Origin of the sequence: Limnohabitans sp. JirII-31 (assembly GCF_002778315.1) — a bacterium.
GTDB lineage: Bacteria > Pseudomonadota > Gammaproteobacteria > Burkholderiales > Burkholderiaceae_C > Limnohabitans.
In genome coordinates this window covers 47398-63629 of the sequence record NZ_NESA01000001.1, presented here as the reverse complement: position 1 = coordinate 63629, position 16232 = coordinate 47398, and the positions used below count along the sequence as shown (strand labels likewise).

Sequence of the window (16232 nt, the reverse complement as noted above, 5' to 3'; positions counted from 1 at the left end):
GCCCGCAATTTTAGTCTTGCAGCTCAAACCCCAAAGCCATGCGCAACGCGCGGGTACTCTCACCCGTCAGCTGATCCGCCAGTTGCTGGGCGAGTTGCGGCTGCTGGGCATGGGAGGCGATGCCCAAGGTATAGACCGTGGCCAACTCGAATTCTTGAGGAAACAAGCCAATCAAATCGACACCTTGGGTGTAGTTGATTTCGGTCACCTGTGTACCGCCCAACACATGCCCGCTGGCCTTGGCCATCTCGCGCATAGCCGTGGCGCCATTGGGGTAGGTACGAAAACGGTCAGCCAACTCAACATCCAAGCCCAAGGTCGTGAGCACCTTCAAGAAATGAATGCCCGCAGTGGCCAACTTGGGATCAGGGAAATAAATACCTTCAGCGGCACGAAAGGCCGCTTGCAACTCAGCCCGTGTTTTGATCGCAGGATGTGGGGTGCCCGTTTTCACCGCCAATCCGGTTTTGACAACGCCTAGGCGACGTGTGCTGCCCGGTTGCACATGACCCGAAGCGACCAGGCCATCAACCAAGGCTTGGGTCAAGATGACCAGATCACACGGTGCGCCCGCCAATAACTTTTCTTTCATGGCGCCAACGGCGCTGAATGTTCCATGCAAGGTACAGCTGTGTGCGGCTTCGAAGTCCGCCTGCAAAGGCTCGACCAAACCAGCGGCTGCACCACCGCTCAAGATATGCAACTCCATCAATACTCCTTGAATGTGTTTGGGATCAAACGGTGTCCGCTTGATCCATGGCTTTGACAATTTGTTCAGGGGTGATCGGCATCTCGCGCACACGCACGCCCAAGGCGTGGAACACCGCATTGCCAATCGCTGCGGCACAAGGACCGATGGTGGCTTCGCCCGCGCCCACGGACGGGTGCTGAGCGTCTGACAACAACTCGACCGAGACTTCTGGGACATCGTTGAAACGCAAAATCGGGTAGTTTTCCCAATCCACACTGAGTACTTGGCTTCGGTCAAACTTGGCCGCCTCCAGCAAGGTCCAACTGGTGGCTTGGATGGCTCCGCCCTCCAACTGGTTGGAGGCGCCATCGGCATCCACCACATACCCAACGTCAGCCACGATGTAGAGACGCTTCACACGCACTTGTTCAGCCACCTCCACCTCGGCCACCAGTGCGCAATATGCCCCGGTGTTTTTGTATCGGGCGTAGGCCAACCCTTGTCCCCAGGCAGTGTCAGCGCCTGTGGCCGCATGGGCTTGTTGACGCGCGTCGCGGTGTGGCCATTGGGCTTGTGTCGCAGCTTGCTCAAGCACGGCACGCCCGCGTGGGTCCTGCAAATACTGCAAACGAAACGCCAACGGATCTTGGCCTGTGGCATGCGCCAGCTCGTCCATGAACGACTCGGCTGCAAACACATTGGTGTGCGCACCCAAACCACGCAAGGCTGACACGCGCATGGGCATCTGCATCACGCGGTGGTTGAGCACCTGCAACGCATCAAACTGGTACGGCGGCACCGCGTTGCGCTCGGAGCCACCACCGGCTGACATGGCCGCGTTTTCAGCCAGCAGGATCGGGAATTCGGCATGCTGCAACCAACAGCCCAACAAGGCAGGCGTGGCGTTGCGCCCAGGACGCGTGCCATGGCCTTGACTCCAGATATCGTGCTGCCAAAAGACCACACGATCTTGTGCATCCAGGCCGGCCTGCAAGCCCACGCTCATGGCGGGCCCCAAAGGGGACCAGGCCATTTCATCATGACGTGACCACAGCACACGCACAGGCGCACCACTTGCAAAGCGGGCCAGCCAAGCAGCGTCAAACGCCACATCATCGGCCCCGTTGTGACCGTAGCAGCCCGCGCCTTGCATGTGCTGAATGGTGACCTGTTCAGGCGCGATTGCCAAAGCCAGCGCCAGATCGCGGCGCAAATTAAAAATACCTTGTGAATGGCTCCACACGTCCAACCCATCTACGCGCCACTGCGCCAGCGCACACGAGGGTGACATGGAGCCATGGTGCAAATAACCACGGGCATAGTCAGCCTGCAAGGTGCGAACGGCTTGGGCGCGCGCCACATCGACGGCTTTTGTGGAACTGGCCACCGTGGTGGTCTGCAAAGGGCTGTTGCGCAACCAAGCGTTCAACTGTGTGGCGTCAGGCAACTCAGACGGAATAAACCAAGCGGCCTCCTCCACCAATGCTTGACGAAGGGATTCAACCGCTTGAACGGCTTGCACTTCAGTTTGAGCCAGCAGTCCAATTTGGCAGCCATCGCGGTAAACACCTTGCACGCCTGGCAACTGCTGAACTTGGCCACACACCTGCAACCAGATGTCATCGTTCAAACGTGCCTGTAAATTGGGTGGACGCAACATGCGTCCGTGCAACATGCCAGGTAACTCAAGGTCTTGCAGGTAATCGGCAGCGCCAAAAAACTTGCGGACGAGATCAGGGCGCACAGGCGAGGAACCAGGCGCCAATGTGACGCTGGGCAAACGCTCGGCGGGCAACACCTCAAGGTGCAAATCCATTGCATGGCACAAGTCACCATAGCCACACAGCACCCGCCCCTGGTGCATGAACTGACCGTTGAGCACCTGAATGTCTTGCACCTGCACGGCATATTGCGCAGCCGCTGCCTGGGTGAACAACATCCGGGCGTGACGCGACGCCAGACGAACGGCAATGCCTGAATCCTGAACGGACAAACTGCCCGAAGTGACGGCCTCGTTTGGACTCAACGCGGTGCTGGCTGCGACCGCATCAATGCATGACACATCCAGCGCCAGTTCTTGGGCTGCAATTTGCGCCAGCGCATGCAGGATGCCTTGACCAATTTCAACCTTGCCCGACAGCAAGCGCACACGGCCATCGGGTAAGAACTGCAACCATTGCGCAATCTGACGGTTGGTATTGAGACCACCCGGCAAGACCGTAGGTTTATCAATGCTTGTGCTCATGTGCCCTCCATGGCCTGGGCAGCTTGACACACAGCACGCACGATGCGGTTGTGTGCGCCACAGCGACACAAATTACCCTGCAAAGCCTCACGCACTTGATCGGGTGTGGGATGCGGGTTGTGCTTGAGCAAAGCGGCCGCCGTCATCAACATGCCACTGCTGCAATAGCCACATTGCGCTGCTTGTTGCTGGCAAAACGCAGTCTGCAACGGATGGGGATTGTCCGCTTGCCCCAAACCTTCCAGCGTCACTACCTGCTTGCCCACCACCGACCACATGGGCGTGCTGCACGCAGGCAGCGCATGGTTGTCAACCATCACATGGCAGGCACCGCACTGCGACAAACCACAGCCAAACCGCGCCGATTTTTGACCACAGCTGTTGCGCAACACATCCAGCAGACTGTCGTTGTCTTGCGCGTCTACGCTTTGAGTGTGGCCATTGAGTTCAAACTGAATCATGGGCATGGCAAGCCCGTTCAGTCGGCTTTGGCACCAGATACTTTGACGATGGTGGCCCACTTGGCCACGTCCTCTGCCAAGTATTTGGTGAAAGCGGGCACCGTCATCGACATTGGCACGGCGCCTTGTTTAGCCCATGCGGTTTTCACATCGGCTGAGTTGATGATCTTGTTGACCTCGGTGTTCAGGCGCGTGACGATGGCATCAGGCGTGCCCGCAGGTGCCATCAGGCCCAACCAAATGACCGCCTCATATTTGGCTACGCCCTGCTCACTCACCGTGGGCACTTCAGGCATCACCGAAGAGCGCACACGACCAGTAGTGGCCAGGCCACGGACCTTGCCAGCTTTGATGTTTTCAGCCATCGTGGTCACCGCATCAAACATCATGTCGACTTGACCCGACAACACATCGGTGCGCGCTGCGGCACTGCCTTTGTAGGGAATGTGGGTCATTTGAATATCGGCCATGTGCTTGAACAACTCGCCGGCCATGTGGTACGGCGTGCCGTTGCCTGAGGACGCATAGTTCAACTTGCCCGGGTTGGCTTTGGCCAGCTTGATCAGGTCTTGCAAGGAATTGGCATTCACGGCTGGATTGACCACCAACACCAAGTCGGAATAGTTGACGGGCGCAATCGGTGCAAAGTCTTTCAACAAATTGAAGGGCTTGTTTGGGATCAACGATTCATTGACGGTCTGGGTGTTGGACATCATCAGCAAGGTGTACCCATCCGCAGGCGCTTTGGCTGCGGCATCGGTCCCAATGATGGAGCCTGCACCGGGACGGTTGTCCACCACAAAAGGTTGCCCCATGGCATCTTGCAAACGTTGCGCCATGAAACGTGCATAGTTATCGGCCGGCCCACTGGCGGCAAACGGCACGATGATCTTCACAGGACGGTTGGGATAACCCTGCTGTGCTTGTGCAGCAAACGGCACACCCATAGCGGTGGCAGCAAAACAAGCAAGGGTGAACAGACGTTTGAAATGCATGGTGTGATCTCCGTGATTGTTAGGGATGAAGCGCCAAAACTTCAGGCCACATTAGAGGAGATAAAACCAAATATCACGGTCACCTAAAGCAATTGGCAACACATCATGAGGGACAAAAGAAAAAGGGTTTGCGTCTTTCGATGCAAACCCTTGTTCAATTTGGTGCGGCTGGCAGGAATCGAACCCACGACCCCTTGGTTCGTAGCCAAGTACTCTATCCAGCTGAGCTACAGCCGCTCTGGAAAGACAGCATTGTATCACAAGAAATTGGTAGGGCGTCACAGACTTGAACTGTGGACCAAAGGATTATGAGTCCTCTGCTCTAACCAACTGAGCTAACGCCCCAAACCAAGTTGAGCATTGTAAATGTGCTGCCACGTATCATCTTTCAATGAAACTTTCACCCCGGTCTATTGGACTCATTGCTGCCATCACCACTGTTCTCATTTGGACATCATTCATCGTGATTGCACGTGCCTCGGCATCGCACAACTTGTTGCCGTTGGACATTGGATTTCTACGCATCTTGGGTGCCAGCACCGTGTTGCTGCCTTGGGGCTGGTGGCTGATGCGCGGGCCTCGACAAACAGGTACGGCCACTTGTTCGTTTCTAGGTCTATCGCCGTTGCCATGGCGCATCACAGCTGCCACGGGCTTGTTTGGCGGACTGCTCTACGCGGTGTTGGCGTACTCAGGTTTTTTCTATGCGCCCGCACTGCATGCTTCTGTGCTGTTACCAGGCAGTCTGCCTTTGTGGACATCACTGCTAGCCATGGTGATTTTGAAAGACCCGATCTCAAAAAATCGTGCCATGGGTTTGGCATGCATCGTGGCGGGCGATGTGCTGGTAGGAGGCGCCAGTTTGCTCAAAGCGTTTGACGGCGGAGAAGTTTGGAAAGGCGATGTGCTATTCATGAGTGCCGCCATGTGCTGGGGCATCTACAGCGTGCTGGTGCGTCGCCAAGGCTTGAATGCCATTCGCGCCACCATGGCCATCACTGCGTTTGCATGCGTCACGTTTGTGCCAATCTATGGCGTATCCGCATGGATGGGTTGGATACCCAGCCACTTGGCAACTGCCCCGCTGAGCGAGTTGTGGTTTCAGGCCATGTTTCAAGGTGTGGGGTCGGTGGCGATTTCGGGCATCACGTTCAACATGATGATTCGTCACTATGGGCCCGTGCGTTCCACCATGATCACCGCCCTCGTGCCAGGCTTGTCTGCCTTGGGCGCGTTGGCGGTGTTGGGAGAGCCCATGCACCTGAACGTGCTCGCAGGCCTGGCACTGGTGACCTGCGGCATTTTGTTCGGGGTGCGTAAGGCTTAAAACTCCAGCGTCTGCCCTTCGGTCATGGGCACCACTTTGATGGGGCTGCCCTTCATAGCATCTTGAAACTCTGCCAACGTGCCTTTGGTCAAAGGGTTGGAGTTGTAGTGCATAGGCATGACCATCTTGGGTTGAATCCAGGTGCGTGCTGCAAAGGCTGCATCTTCGGGGTCCATGGTGAAGTTGCCACCAATCGGCATGAGCACGAGGTCAGGTTTGTAGCGTTCGCTGATGAATTTCATGTCGCCAAACAAACCGGTATCACCCATGTGCCAAATCTTGAAGCCGTTTTCCAGCTCAATGATGTAGCCCACCGCTTCGCCCGCAGGATGCGATTCGTTTTTGCCGGTCGCAGGATTGTTCCAAACGATCAAGGATGAATGTTCAGCAGCCACCGCCGTGACCTTGATGCCAGGCAAAGGTTTGACGCTGCCGGTTTTGTTAAACCGATGACCCAAGTTGGCAGGCAATACACCCAGCGTGATCAGCGGTGTGACCATGTCAGCAGGGCCATACAACACCGTGTTGTTGAGCTTGGCCAGCTCGGGGGCATCGCCTAAATGGTCCACGTGGGCGTGGGTGACCAATAGCAGGTCAATCTTGCCCAGTGCTGAAAAATCATTCTTGATGTTGGCCGGTGTTTTAGGACCACCCTTGAGCCAGGGGTCAATCACAATGATTTTTCCACCGGGCGTTTTGATGCGAAAACCGGCCTGGCCCAACCATAGCATTTCGGTTTTGCCGTTTGACGCAGGGGCAGTTTGAGCCTGTGCGGACATGCCAAACAAAGCCACGGCGGTCAACGCCACGGCACAGTTCAATTTGAGCCAACGCGTGAGTGTCATAAGTACATCTTTCTTAAAGGGTTGCAGAAACCTTGGCATCTTTGGGTAAAAACCGCAATTCAGACAGAGGGTTTCCCGCAATCCATATGGCGAGCAGTTGCACCGGTGACAGCGCTACTTGTGGCTGAGGGCGTTGCTGACCAGCTTGGACGTGATGTCCACAATTTGAATCATGCGGTCGTAGGCCATGCGGGTTGGGCCAATCACGCCCAAGGTTCCCACCACTTGGCCATCCACCTCATAAGGGGCACTGACCACAGAAAGCTCTTCCATCGGAACAATCTGGCTCTCGCCGCCGATGTAGATGCGCACACCTTCGGCTTGGGCCGAGATATCGAGCAAGCGCACCAACTGCGCCTTTTGTTCAAACAAATCAAAGGCGCGGCGCAAATTGCCCATGTCGCTGGAAAAATCGCTGACCGACAAGAGGTTGCGTTCGCCACTGATCACCACATCGTCTTGCACTTGGGTCAAAGCTTCGGTGCTCACTTGCACCGCCGCTTGCATGAGGGTGGCGATCTCTCCACGCAGGGACTCGACTTCCAGCAGCAGCTTTTCACGCACCTGCTCAATGGCCATGCCCGAGAAGTGTTGGTTGAGGTAATTCGAGGCCTCAATCAACTGCGACTGCGTGTAATCAGCCTCTGTGAACAAGACCCGGTTTTGCACATCGCCTTCGGGCGAGACGATGATGACCAAAAAGCGCTTCTCCGACAAACGCAAAAACTCGATGTGACGAAACACAGAGCTGCGTCGCGGCGCAATGACCACGCCGACGAAATGAGACAAGTCAGACAGCAAATGCGCCGCGTTGGCAATCACCTTTTGTGGTTGATCCGCCACCAGTTGCGGCGTGTGCAGCTGTTTTCGGTCGGTGGTGAGCATGGTGTCCACAAACAACCGGTAACCACGCGCAGTAGGAATACGTCCGGCGGAGGTATGCGGGCTGACGATCAAGCCCAAAGACTCCAGGTCAGACATCACATTGCGAATCGTCGCGGGCGACAGTTCAATGCCAGTTGCGCGCGAGAGCGTGCGTGAACCGACGGGCTGCCCGTCGGCGATGTAGCGCTCTACCAGCGCTTTGAGCAGTAACTTGGCGCGATCGTCTAGCATGGTCATTTCTTGTTCGAATTTTAATGATGTAATTTGGCTATGAAATCGAAGTTTCGCCACATCGCACTGCTCGGAAAATACCAACTGCCCACGGCGGGCGGTGCCAAGCCATCTACACGGCTGACCCTGGAGAGCATTGCACAGTTTCTGCACGCGCAGAACTGTGAAGTTGTTCTGGAGCACGACACCGCTGCCAACACCGGATTGTCGGGCTACCCAGTGATGGATGTACGAGGCATTGGCACACACTGCGATTTGGCCTTGGTGGTGGGAGGTGACGGCACCATGCTGGGCTACAGCCGACAACTGGCCCAGTACCAAGTGCCCTTGATTGGCATCAACCAAGGACGACTGGGATTCATCACCGACATTCCGCTGAACGCCTTTGCCGACACCTTGCAAGCCATGCTGCGCGGTGAATACGAAGAAGACAACCGCGCCATGATGCACGCCAAGGTCTGGCGCGATGGCCATTGTGTGTTTGACGCCTTGGCCCTCAACGATGTGGTGGTCAACCGTGGCGCCACCTCGGGCATGGTGGAAATGCGGGTGGAAGTGGATGGCCACTTTGTGGCCAATCAACGCGCCGATGGTTTGATCATTGCCACACCAACGGGTTCAACCGCCTACTCACTGTCTGCGGGCGGCCCCTTGCTGCATCCCTCTTTGCCGGCCTGGGTGATGGTCCCGATTGCGCCACACACCCTGTCCAACCGCCCCATCGTGTTGACAGACCCCGGAGAGATCGTGATTGACCTCGTGGCTGGGCGCGACGCCAGCGCCAACTTTGACATGCAATCGTTGGCCTCTTTGTTGATTGGGGACCGCATCACCGTGCGTCGCTCGCAACACAAGGCGCGCTTTTTGCACCCCAAGGGTTGGAGCTACTTTGACACCTTGCGTAAAAAACTGCACTGGAACGAGGGCGTGGCATGAGCTTGCAGCACATCGTTTTGCGCGACTTTGTGATCGTGCGCGAACTCGACCTGAACCTGTCGAGTGGCTTCACAGCGCTGACGGGTGAAACCGGTGCTGGCAAATCGATCTTGATTGACGCCTTGCAACTGGTACTGGGTGCGCGTGCCGATGCTGGCGTGGTGCGTGAAGGTGCTGCACGGGCCGAGATTTGTGCTGAATTTGATGTCAACACGGATCTGCACAGTTGGCTTCACGAAGAAGGCTTTGACGCTGACAGTGCACCCGCCGACAGCTTGTTGCTCAAGCGCACCATCGACGCACAAGGCAAAAGCCGCGCCTGGATAAACGGCAGCCCAGCCACTGCCACCCAGTTGCGGGCCTTGGGCGACAAAGTGCTCGACATCCACGGCCAGCACGCCTGGCAAAGCCTGACCCGCCCCGACGCAGTGCGTGGCTTGCTCGACGCCTACGCGGGTGTGAGCTTAGGGCCATTGGGTCAGTTGTGGAGCACATGGCGACGCAGCGTGCAAGCACTGCAAGATGCACGCAACGCACAAAACACACTGCAAGAAGAGCGTGAGCGTCTGCTTTGGCAAATGACTGAAGTCGACAAACTCTCGCCTGGCAGCGACGAGTGGGACGAGCTCAACACGCAGCACACGCGCTTGACCAACGCGCAAGCCCTGATGGACGCGGCCAGCGCTGCAATAGCCGCGCTCGAAGATGAGGACAACGGTGCCTTGCACCAACTGGCGCGCGCACAAGATGTGCTGCAAGACCAAGCCAGCGTGGAAGCTGAATTTGCCAACTGGGTCGATGTGCTGGCGTCTAGCCTGGCGCAAGCCGCCGATGTGGCGCACTCGTTGCACAGCTACTTGGGACATACCGAGCTGGACCCCCAGCGTTTGCACCAGCTCGACGAACGCATGTCACTGTGGATGTCACTGGCGCGCCGCTTCAAACGCACACCGCAGGAGCTCCCCGCCCTTTACCAAGAATGGCGCACACGGCTGTCGCAACTCGATGCCGCCACCGACTTGGGCGCTTTAGAAGCCACACAGGCACAGGCCGCTGTGGCTTACCAAGCGCAGGCGCGTGTGGTGTCACAAGCCCGCGCCAAAGCAGCACCCAAACTGGCCACCGCCATCACACAGGCCATGCAGGGGTTGGGCATGCAAGGTGGACGTTTTGAAGTACAGCTCGACAAAACCGACCAACCCACAGCCAGTGGCTTGGAAAACGTGCAGTTCTTGGTGGCGGGTCACCCCGGGACCACGCCACGCCCGGTGGGCAAAGTAGCCTCAGGTGGCGAGCTGTCTCGCATTGCGTTGGCAATTGCGGTCACCACCAGCCAGCTGGGCAGTGCACAAACCTTGATCTTTGATGAAGTCGATTCTGGCGTGGGTGGGGCCGTGGCAGAGACCGTGGGGCGCCTGATGCAGCAACTTGGTCGTGACCGCCAAGTCATGGCTGTCACCCATTTGCCCCAGGTCGCGGCTTGTGCAGATCACCATCTGGTGGTCTCGAAACACAGCGATGCACAAGGCACGGCCAGCCAAGTGACCCGACTGGAAGACGACAAACGCGTCGCCGAAATTGCGCGCATGCTGGGGGGAGAGAAAGTGTCAGAGACCACCCTCGCCCACGCCCGAGAAATGTTGCACAGACCCGCCCTGAAAAAAGTTCGCAGCGCATGAACCAAGAAATTGTTCTGATCACAGGCATGTCCGGCTCGGGCAAGTCGGTGGCTTTGCACGCGCTGGAAGACGCGGGCTATTACTGCGTCGACAACCTGCCGCCCGAGTTGTTGCTGCCGTTCGTCAAGCTTGAACAGCAGCAACGCGCCAACAAAGTGGCCATTGCCATGGACGTGCGCAGTGCCGGCTCGCTGCCGTTGGTGATGCCGCAACTCAGCCATCTGCGTGCCTTGGATGTGAATGTGCGCCCCCTCTTTTTGGACGCCAGCACAGAGGTGTTGGTGCACCGGTTTTCAGAAACTCGCCGTCGTCATCCGCTGTCGCAGCAAGAAGACTCCAACACCGTGCCTGACCAGCAACGTGACTTGATTGAAGCCATTGAGTTAGAGCGTCAATTGCTGGCTGACTTGCGTGAAGCCTCGCACATCATTGACACCAGCTTGTTGCGCAACACCAAGTTGCAGGCCTACATCAAATCACTGGTGTCAGCACCTGCCACGCAGCTGACCTTGATGTTCGAGTCATTTGCATTCAAACGCGGCATTCCCTTGCATGCTGACTATGTGTTCGATGTGCGCATGCTGCCCAACCCACACTACGAACCCGAGTTGCGTCCTCTGACAGGACGCGATGAGCCCGTGGCTCAGTGGCTCAAGCAACACCCACCGGTTGACAAAATGGCGGTGGATATTTCTGCGTTCTTGACCTCGTGGCTACCCCAGCTGAACCAAGACCACCGCAGCTATGTGACAGTGGCGATCGGATGCACAGGCGGGCAACACCGTTCGGTGTATCTGGTGGAGCGCCTGAGCCAGCAATTCACCCAAGACTGGGTCACGCTCAAGCGTCATCGCGAATTGGACATCATGGGTTTGTGAGGAGTTTTCGCACAGGGGCTGGCAAGCCCAAACTGGGCCATGCATCGCCCGCCAGCCACTGCCCATGCCCCAAGGCCTGAGCGCTTGGCAACACCAAACGCACCGGGTGAAGGTGCAGGTCTTTGTGGGTCAGCACATGCTTGAACGTGCCCTCCTCTTGCAAGTGCGCGCGTTGACGCTTGGGCACTGCCGCTTGCAAGTCCGCCAAAGTGGCGAACATGGGCAAGGCATACAAACCGGCCCACACTCCTGTGTGTGGCCGTTGTTCCAGCAACACCTCACCCGCAGACGTTTGCGCCAGCAACAACCACCACGACTCTGCACTTCGTTTGAGTTTGCGCGTTTTGACCGGATAACGCTCGGGCGCGCCCTCTGCCGCTGCCACGCATTGCGCTTGAACGGGACATTGGGAGCACCTCGGCTGCTTGGGCGTGCACAAGGTCGCGCCCATGTCCATCACACCTTGGGTATAGCGCGGCATGGCGCGTGCTACATCTCGTGTTGGCAACATGGTTTGCGCAATCTCCCACAACGCACGCTCATGGCGAGAAGAGGCCAAGTCATCCTTGAAACCCAACACACGCGTCAGCACCCGCTTGACATTGCCATCCAAGATGGCAATGGGTTCGCCAAAGCACAACGAAGCCACCGCTGCCGCCGTCGAGCGGCCAATGCCCGGCAAGGTTTGCAAAGCTTCTGAACTGCGAGGAAACACGCCGCCGTGCAAAGCCACCACGGCTTGCGCTGCCTTGTGCATGTTGCGGGCGCGGCTGTAGTAGCCCAAACCGCTCCACAGGCCCAGCACATCGTCTAAGGGCGCTGCGGCCAAATCGGCAACCGTGGGAAAGCGTTGCAAAAACCGTGCGAAATAGTCACGCACCGTGCTGACCTGAGTTTGTTGCAACATGATTTCAGACAACCAAACCGCATAAGGGTCTTGCGTGTTTTGCCACGGCAAGTCGTGTCGTCCATGCTTTTTTTGCCAAGCCACCACGGCCTCGGCAAAGCCCATGTGTCGTTGAGTCATCAGGTCAGGCTTTCTGGCAGGTGGGGCAGTAATAGGTCGAGCGTTGACCTTGGCGCAACTGGCGAATCGGGGTCGCGCACACACGGCAGGGCTCGCCTGCACGGCCATACACCATGGCCTCTAATTGGAAATAGCCCTGCTGACCGTCGGCGCTGGAGAAGTCTCGCAATGTGCTGCCACCTTTGAGAACCGCTCGGGCCAACACATCCACAATGGCTGCACGTAATTTCTCAGCACGTGGCCGGCTGACCCGATCCGCCCGCAACGTGGGACGAATACCCGCCAAAAACAAGGCCTCAGAGGCATAGATGTTGCCCACGCCCACCACCACATCACCGCCCAACAAGACCTGCTTGATGGCAGATCGGCGTTGCCGCAAGCCATGGTGAAAAGCATCCAGGTCGAATTGCCCACCCAAGGGCTCCATGCCCAAATGCCCCAACAGCTTGACCGCCTGTGGACAGGTTTCACTTTCTGCATACACCACAGCCCCAAAGCGACGCGGATCGTTCAGACGCAACAAACCCTGGTCAGTGTCCAAATCAAAGTGGTCATGGGTCCCTGGTGGACTGCGATCTTGACTGAACCTCAAACTGCCAGACATGCCCAAGTGCCACAGCAGCAAGCCCTGGTCCAAATCGACCAACAAGTACTTGCCACGACGACGCACGCCCAGCACCTGCCTGTTCAGCAATGACTGCGGCGCACACCCCAAAGGCCAACGCAAGGCTTTGCCCACACGCACACCCGTGATGCGGGCTTGCGCAATGCGATCGGCAAAACTCAATCGGGTAACTTCAACCTCGGGTAATTCGGGCATGATGCAGACGTCAAAAATCAGTCAGCGATTATGATGCCCTCATGAAATTGCCCTTGTTCTCAGCCCCTATCCAGGCTTGGCGTTTGGTCTTGCTGCTCAGCATTGCAGGGGGGTGGCCTGCCTGGGGTCACGCGCAAACCGATGACGCACCAGAAAAGGTGGAGAACTCGGCGCTCACTGGCGAGCTGCTGTATGAAATTTTGCTGGGTGAACTCAACTTGCGCCAAGGTGAACCTGGGGCGGGATTTTCTTTGTTGCTTGATGCGGCACGTCGATCCAACGACACCCAGCTCTACAGCCGTGCTGTCGACATCGCGCTACAAGCGCGCTCAGGCGATGGCGCTTTGATGGCTGCGCGCGCTTGGGCGCAGGCTTATCCGAAAGACAGAACAGCCAACAACCATGTGTTGCAAATCTTGCTGGCACTCAATCAAACCGCTGAGAGCTTGGAGCCGCTGAAAAAAGAAATCGCGTTGGCCCCGCTGCCTGAGCGAGCAGTCGTCATCAGTCTGATTCCTCGACACTACAACCGGGTGACAGAGAAAAAACTGGCCACAGAAGTAGTACACAAGGCGCTCGAACCTTACCTGCAAGCCAATACAACAGGAGGCGCCGCCTGGACCAGCCTAGGAAGAATGCGCTTGGCGAGCAAGGATCTGACAGGTGCACTGGAAGCTGCCCAGAAGGGACTGGCCATCGACCCACAGTCCATCGGCCCTGCCCTGCTGGGCCTAGAACTGATGGGTCGTCAAGTCAAAGAAGCCCAGGCCTTGGTCATACAAGCCATGCGCCAGCAAGACACGCCCGAACTGGCGATGAACTATGCGCGCGTGTTGATTGAATTGCAGCGTTATGCAGACGCACAAGTTGTGTTGCAAGACGTCACGAGCCGATACCCACAGCAAGCTGAAGCATGGTTGGTATTGGGTTCGCTGCAATTTGAACAAGGCCAAGACAAACAAGCAGAAGCTTCCTTGGCACGCTACGTCAACATGGTCAAACAAGACTCGGGAGAAGACGCTGTACGCGGCATCACCCAAGCACAGACACGACGTGCAACACTTTTGGCGCGTCAAGGCAAGCTCAATGAGGCACGCCAATTGCTGGCCCAACTACCCGCCAACAACACCCAAGAAAGAAACAACCGTTTGTTGGCAGAAGTGCAGTTATTGCGTGACCAGCGTCAATGGCAAGCGGCCTTTGACGTACTGGCGAATGCTCAATCAAATGCACCCGAGTTGCTGTACGAACAAGCCATGCTGGCTGAAAAGCTCAACCGCCTCGACGAGATGGAGCAACTGCTGCGCGCCGTCATCGCCAAAGCGCCGTCGTACTACAACGCCTACAACGCACTGGGGTTTTCGTTGGCCGATCGCAAAATTCGACTGCAAGAGGCCAAGCAACTCATCATCAAAGCGCTGACTTTCGCACCTGACGATCCATTCATCACCGACAGTTTGGGCTGGGTCGAGTTCCGTCTAGGCGACTTGCCCAGTGCGCTCAACTATCTGCAAAAAGCCTACAACGACCGTGCCGACGCAGAGATTGCCGCGCATTTGGGCGAGGTGCTGTGGCAAATGGGCCAACGCGATGAAGCACGCAAAATTTGGCGTGAAGGCATCAAGTCAGCGCCCGACAACGAGACTTTGCAAGAAACACTGCAACGCCTCAAACCTGAGCTTTGAGGGGTAACCGGTGTCTCGAAAGACATGGCTACTTTTGGCCGCTTTGGCCACTTGTCTATGGCTTGCTGCCTGCGCAAGCCCCCAGCGCATGATGCCGCGTGACCCGCTCATCCTCAGCCCGACGCAGCCCGAATGGCAAGGTCGCTTGAGCGTAGTCGTTCACAACAGCCCACCTCAATCGATGAGCGCAAGTTTTCTGTTACGTGGCAATGCCTTGCATGGCGCGCTCGATTTGTACTCCCCGCTGGGCACCACCTTGGCTGCCGTGCGCTGGGCCCCCGGCTCGGTGGTCTGGCTGCATGGCAATGACCAGCAAGCCTTCGAGTCTTTGGAGGCTTTGACAGAACAAGCCACTGGCGCCGCACTGCCTGTGCCAAGCTTGTTTGATTGGTTGCAAGGCACACCGTCAACAACACCTGGCTGGCAAGCTGACCTATCCGCCCTTGAGCAAGGCCTCCTCGTTGCACGGCGTACAACCCCCTCGCCCGAAGTGGTGCTGCGCCTGAAAATCGACTGATTGCTGTTGCACCATGCGCACCCTGACCGACGTTTTAGCACCCGCCAAACTGAACCTGTTTTTGCACATCACGGGACAACGTCCAGATGGCTACCACCTGCTGCAATCGGCCTTCATGCTGATCGACTGGTGCGACACACTCCACTTCGAGCGCTTGGACCGCTCAGTGATTCAACGCGAAGACCTGACCACCCCACTTCCCCCCGACGACTTGATCACGCGGGCAGCACGCAGCTTGCAAGCAGCCAGTCAGACATCATTTGGGGCACACATTGCCGTGGAAAAATCTATCCCTGCACAGGCTGGCATGGGGGGTGGGTCGTCAGATGCCGCCAGCACACTGCTAGCTCTAAATCGCTTGTGGGGCTTGAATTGGCCGCTGTCTAAACTTTTACCTCTAGGGCTTGCACTCGGTGCCGATGTGCCATTTTTCTTGCACGGCCACAACGCTTGGGTGGAAGGCATTGGCGAGCAAATTACACCGATTGAATTACCGCCGAGCCAGTTTGTCGTGATCAAACCCGATGCGGGCTTGGAGACAGCGCGAATTTTTCGTGATCCGAACTTGGAGAGGCGTACAGAAGCTGCTACAATGTCGGTCTTCGCTGTTCATCCTTTCGACTTTGGTCGAAACGACTTGCAGCCAGTGGCTCAGGCGCTGTGCCCAGAAATTGACCAAGCCCTTCAATGGCTAGGTTCTTTTGGATTAAGCCCACGCATGACCGGATCTGGCAGTGCAGTTTTTGCGCAGTTGCCCGAAGGTGTGTTGCTTCCTGAGCCACCCTCTTCATGGCAAATGCGGGTGTGCAGCAACATGGCAATTCATCCATCGGCTGGTTGGGTTGTCAGCGACAATTAACGGTTGGTAGCTGCAAAGCTGCTGACCTGTGTAGGGGAGTCGCCAAGTTGGTTAAGGCACCGGATTTTGATTCCGGCATGCGAAGGTTCGAGTCCTTCTTCCCCTGCCAAAGATTGCAAGTGACGGCACTTTGGCGTCATACATCTTGAAG

At 57.1% G+C, this 16232-nt stretch carries 15 protein-coding genes and 3 tRNA genes; 8 read left to right on the top strand and 10 right to left on the bottom strand.

Annotation, left to right across the window (positions count from 1 at the left end):
* Positions 1-10: 10 nt before the first annotated feature.
* From B9Z41_RS00290 to B9Z41_RS00265, 6 genes are all read right to left on the bottom strand, one after another.
* On the bottom strand, positions 11-709 hold the full coding sequence (locus tag B9Z41_RS00290) for a substrate-binding domain-containing protein (RefSeq protein WP_233202438.1): 699 nt from the start codon (positions 707-709) through the stop codon (positions 11-13).
* Between the two features lie 25 nt (positions 710-734).
* Complete coding sequence (locus B9Z41_RS00285; protein ID WP_100143851.1) at positions 735-2936, bottom strand: xanthine dehydrogenase family protein molybdopterin-binding subunit; 2202 nt, start codon at positions 2934-2936, stop codon at positions 735-737.
* Positions 2933-3403 carry a (2Fe-2S)-binding protein gene (locus tag B9Z41_RS00280; protein ID WP_100143848.1) on the bottom strand — a complete coding sequence of 157 codons (471 nt, stop codon included), beginning with the start codon at positions 3401-3403 and terminating at the stop codon, positions 2933-2935. Before B9Z41_RS00280 ends, B9Z41_RS00285 begins: the two co-directional genes overlap by 4 nt.
* A gap of 11 nt (positions 3404-3414) precedes the next feature.
* A complete protein-coding gene (locus B9Z41_RS00275; RefSeq protein ID WP_100143846.1) occupies positions 3415-4392 on the bottom strand; it encodes a tripartite tricarboxylate transporter substrate binding protein in 978 nt (325 codons plus the stop codon).
* Between the two features lie 160 nt (positions 4393-4552).
* Positions 4553-4629, bottom strand: a tRNA-Arg gene (locus B9Z41_RS00270).
* A 31-nt stretch (positions 4630-4660) separates the two neighbouring features.
* Positions 4661-4737, bottom strand: a tRNA-Ile gene (locus B9Z41_RS00265).
* A gap of 46 nt (positions 4738-4783) precedes the next feature.
* On the opposite strand from B9Z41_RS00265, the gene B9Z41_RS00260 reads away from it, so the two are divergent.
* Positions 4784-5719 (top strand): DMT family transporter, encoded by a 936-nt coding sequence (locus tag B9Z41_RS00260; protein ID WP_100143844.1) that lies wholly within the window; start codon positions 4784-4786, stop codon positions 5717-5719.
* Here B9Z41_RS00260 and B9Z41_RS00255 read toward each other — a convergent pair.
* Positions 5716-6498: a metal-dependent hydrolase gene (locus B9Z41_RS00255; RefSeq protein ID WP_233202484.1), complete on the bottom strand. Its 783-nt coding sequence runs from the start codon at positions 6496-6498 to the stop codon at positions 5716-5718. The two genes, B9Z41_RS00260 and B9Z41_RS00255, sit on opposite strands and share 4 nt — an antisense overlap.
* 180 nt (positions 6499-6678) lie before the next feature.
* Positions 6679-7680, bottom strand: a complete 1002-nt coding sequence (hrcA, locus tag B9Z41_RS00250; RefSeq protein ID WP_100145023.1) for a heat-inducible transcriptional repressor HrcA — start codon at positions 7678-7680, stop codon at positions 6679-6681.
* A gap of 39 nt (positions 7681-7719) precedes the next feature.
* Between hrcA and B9Z41_RS00245 the strand changes: the two genes are divergently transcribed.
* Genes B9Z41_RS00245 through rapZ form a run of 3 tightly spaced genes read left to right on the top strand, consistent with a single transcriptional unit; the run spans position 7720 to position 11173 of the window.
* Positions 7720-8616, top strand: a complete 897-nt coding sequence (locus B9Z41_RS00245; RefSeq protein ID WP_100143840.1) for an NAD kinase — start codon at positions 7720-7722, stop codon at positions 8614-8616.
* The gene (gene recN, locus B9Z41_RS00240) at positions 8613-10295 is read left to right on the top strand and encodes a DNA repair protein RecN (protein ID WP_100143837.1); all 1683 of its coding nucleotides are present in this window, start codon (positions 8613-8615) and stop codon (positions 10293-10295) included. Before B9Z41_RS00245 ends, recN begins: the two co-directional genes overlap by 4 nt.
* Positions 10292-11173 (top strand): RNase adapter RapZ, encoded by an 882-nt coding sequence (gene rapZ, locus B9Z41_RS00235; RefSeq protein ID WP_100143835.1) that lies wholly within the window; start codon positions 10292-10294, stop codon positions 11171-11173. Before recN ends, rapZ begins: the two co-directional genes overlap by 4 nt.
* On the opposite strand, the gene mutY is transcribed toward rapZ, so the two are convergent.
* Both mutY and mutM read right to left on the bottom strand, forming a co-directional pair.
* Positions 11160-12200 carry an A/G-specific adenine glycosylase gene (gene mutY / locus B9Z41_RS00230; RefSeq protein ID WP_100143833.1) on the bottom strand — a complete coding sequence of 347 codons (1041 nt, stop codon included), beginning with the start codon at positions 12198-12200 and terminating at the stop codon, positions 11160-11162. The two genes, rapZ and mutY, sit on opposite strands and share 14 nt — an antisense overlap.
* A gap of 4 nt (positions 12201-12204) precedes the next feature.
* Positions 12205-13020, bottom strand: a complete 816-nt coding sequence (gene mutM, locus B9Z41_RS00225; RefSeq protein ID WP_100143831.1) for a bifunctional DNA-formamidopyrimidine glycosylase/DNA-(apurinic or apyrimidinic site) lyase — start codon at positions 13018-13020, stop codon at positions 12205-12207.
* A gap of 41 nt (positions 13021-13061) precedes the next feature.
* Between mutM and B9Z41_RS00220 the strand changes: the two genes are divergently transcribed.
* From B9Z41_RS00220 to B9Z41_RS00205, 4 genes are all read left to right on the top strand, one after another.
* The gene (locus B9Z41_RS00220) at positions 13062-14705 is read left to right on the top strand and encodes a tetratricopeptide repeat protein (protein ID WP_100143829.1); all 1644 of its coding nucleotides are present in this window, start codon (positions 13062-13064) and stop codon (positions 14703-14705) included.
* A gap of 88 nt (positions 14706-14793) precedes the next feature.
* Positions 14794-15222, top strand: coding sequence for a lipoprotein insertase outer membrane protein LolB (locus B9Z41_RS00215; protein WP_100143827.1), 429 nt, complete (start codon positions 14794-14796; stop codon positions 15220-15222).
* Between the two features lie 13 nt (positions 15223-15235).
* Entirely contained in the window at positions 15236-16081 is an 846-nt protein-coding gene (ispE, locus tag B9Z41_RS00210; RefSeq protein ID WP_100143825.1) for a 4-(cytidine 5'-diphospho)-2-C-methyl-D-erythritol kinase, read from the top strand.
* Positions 16082-16113: 32 nt separating this feature from the next.
* Positions 16114-16190 (top strand) — tRNA-Gln (locus B9Z41_RS00205).
* Positions 16191-16232 lie beyond the last annotated feature (42 nt).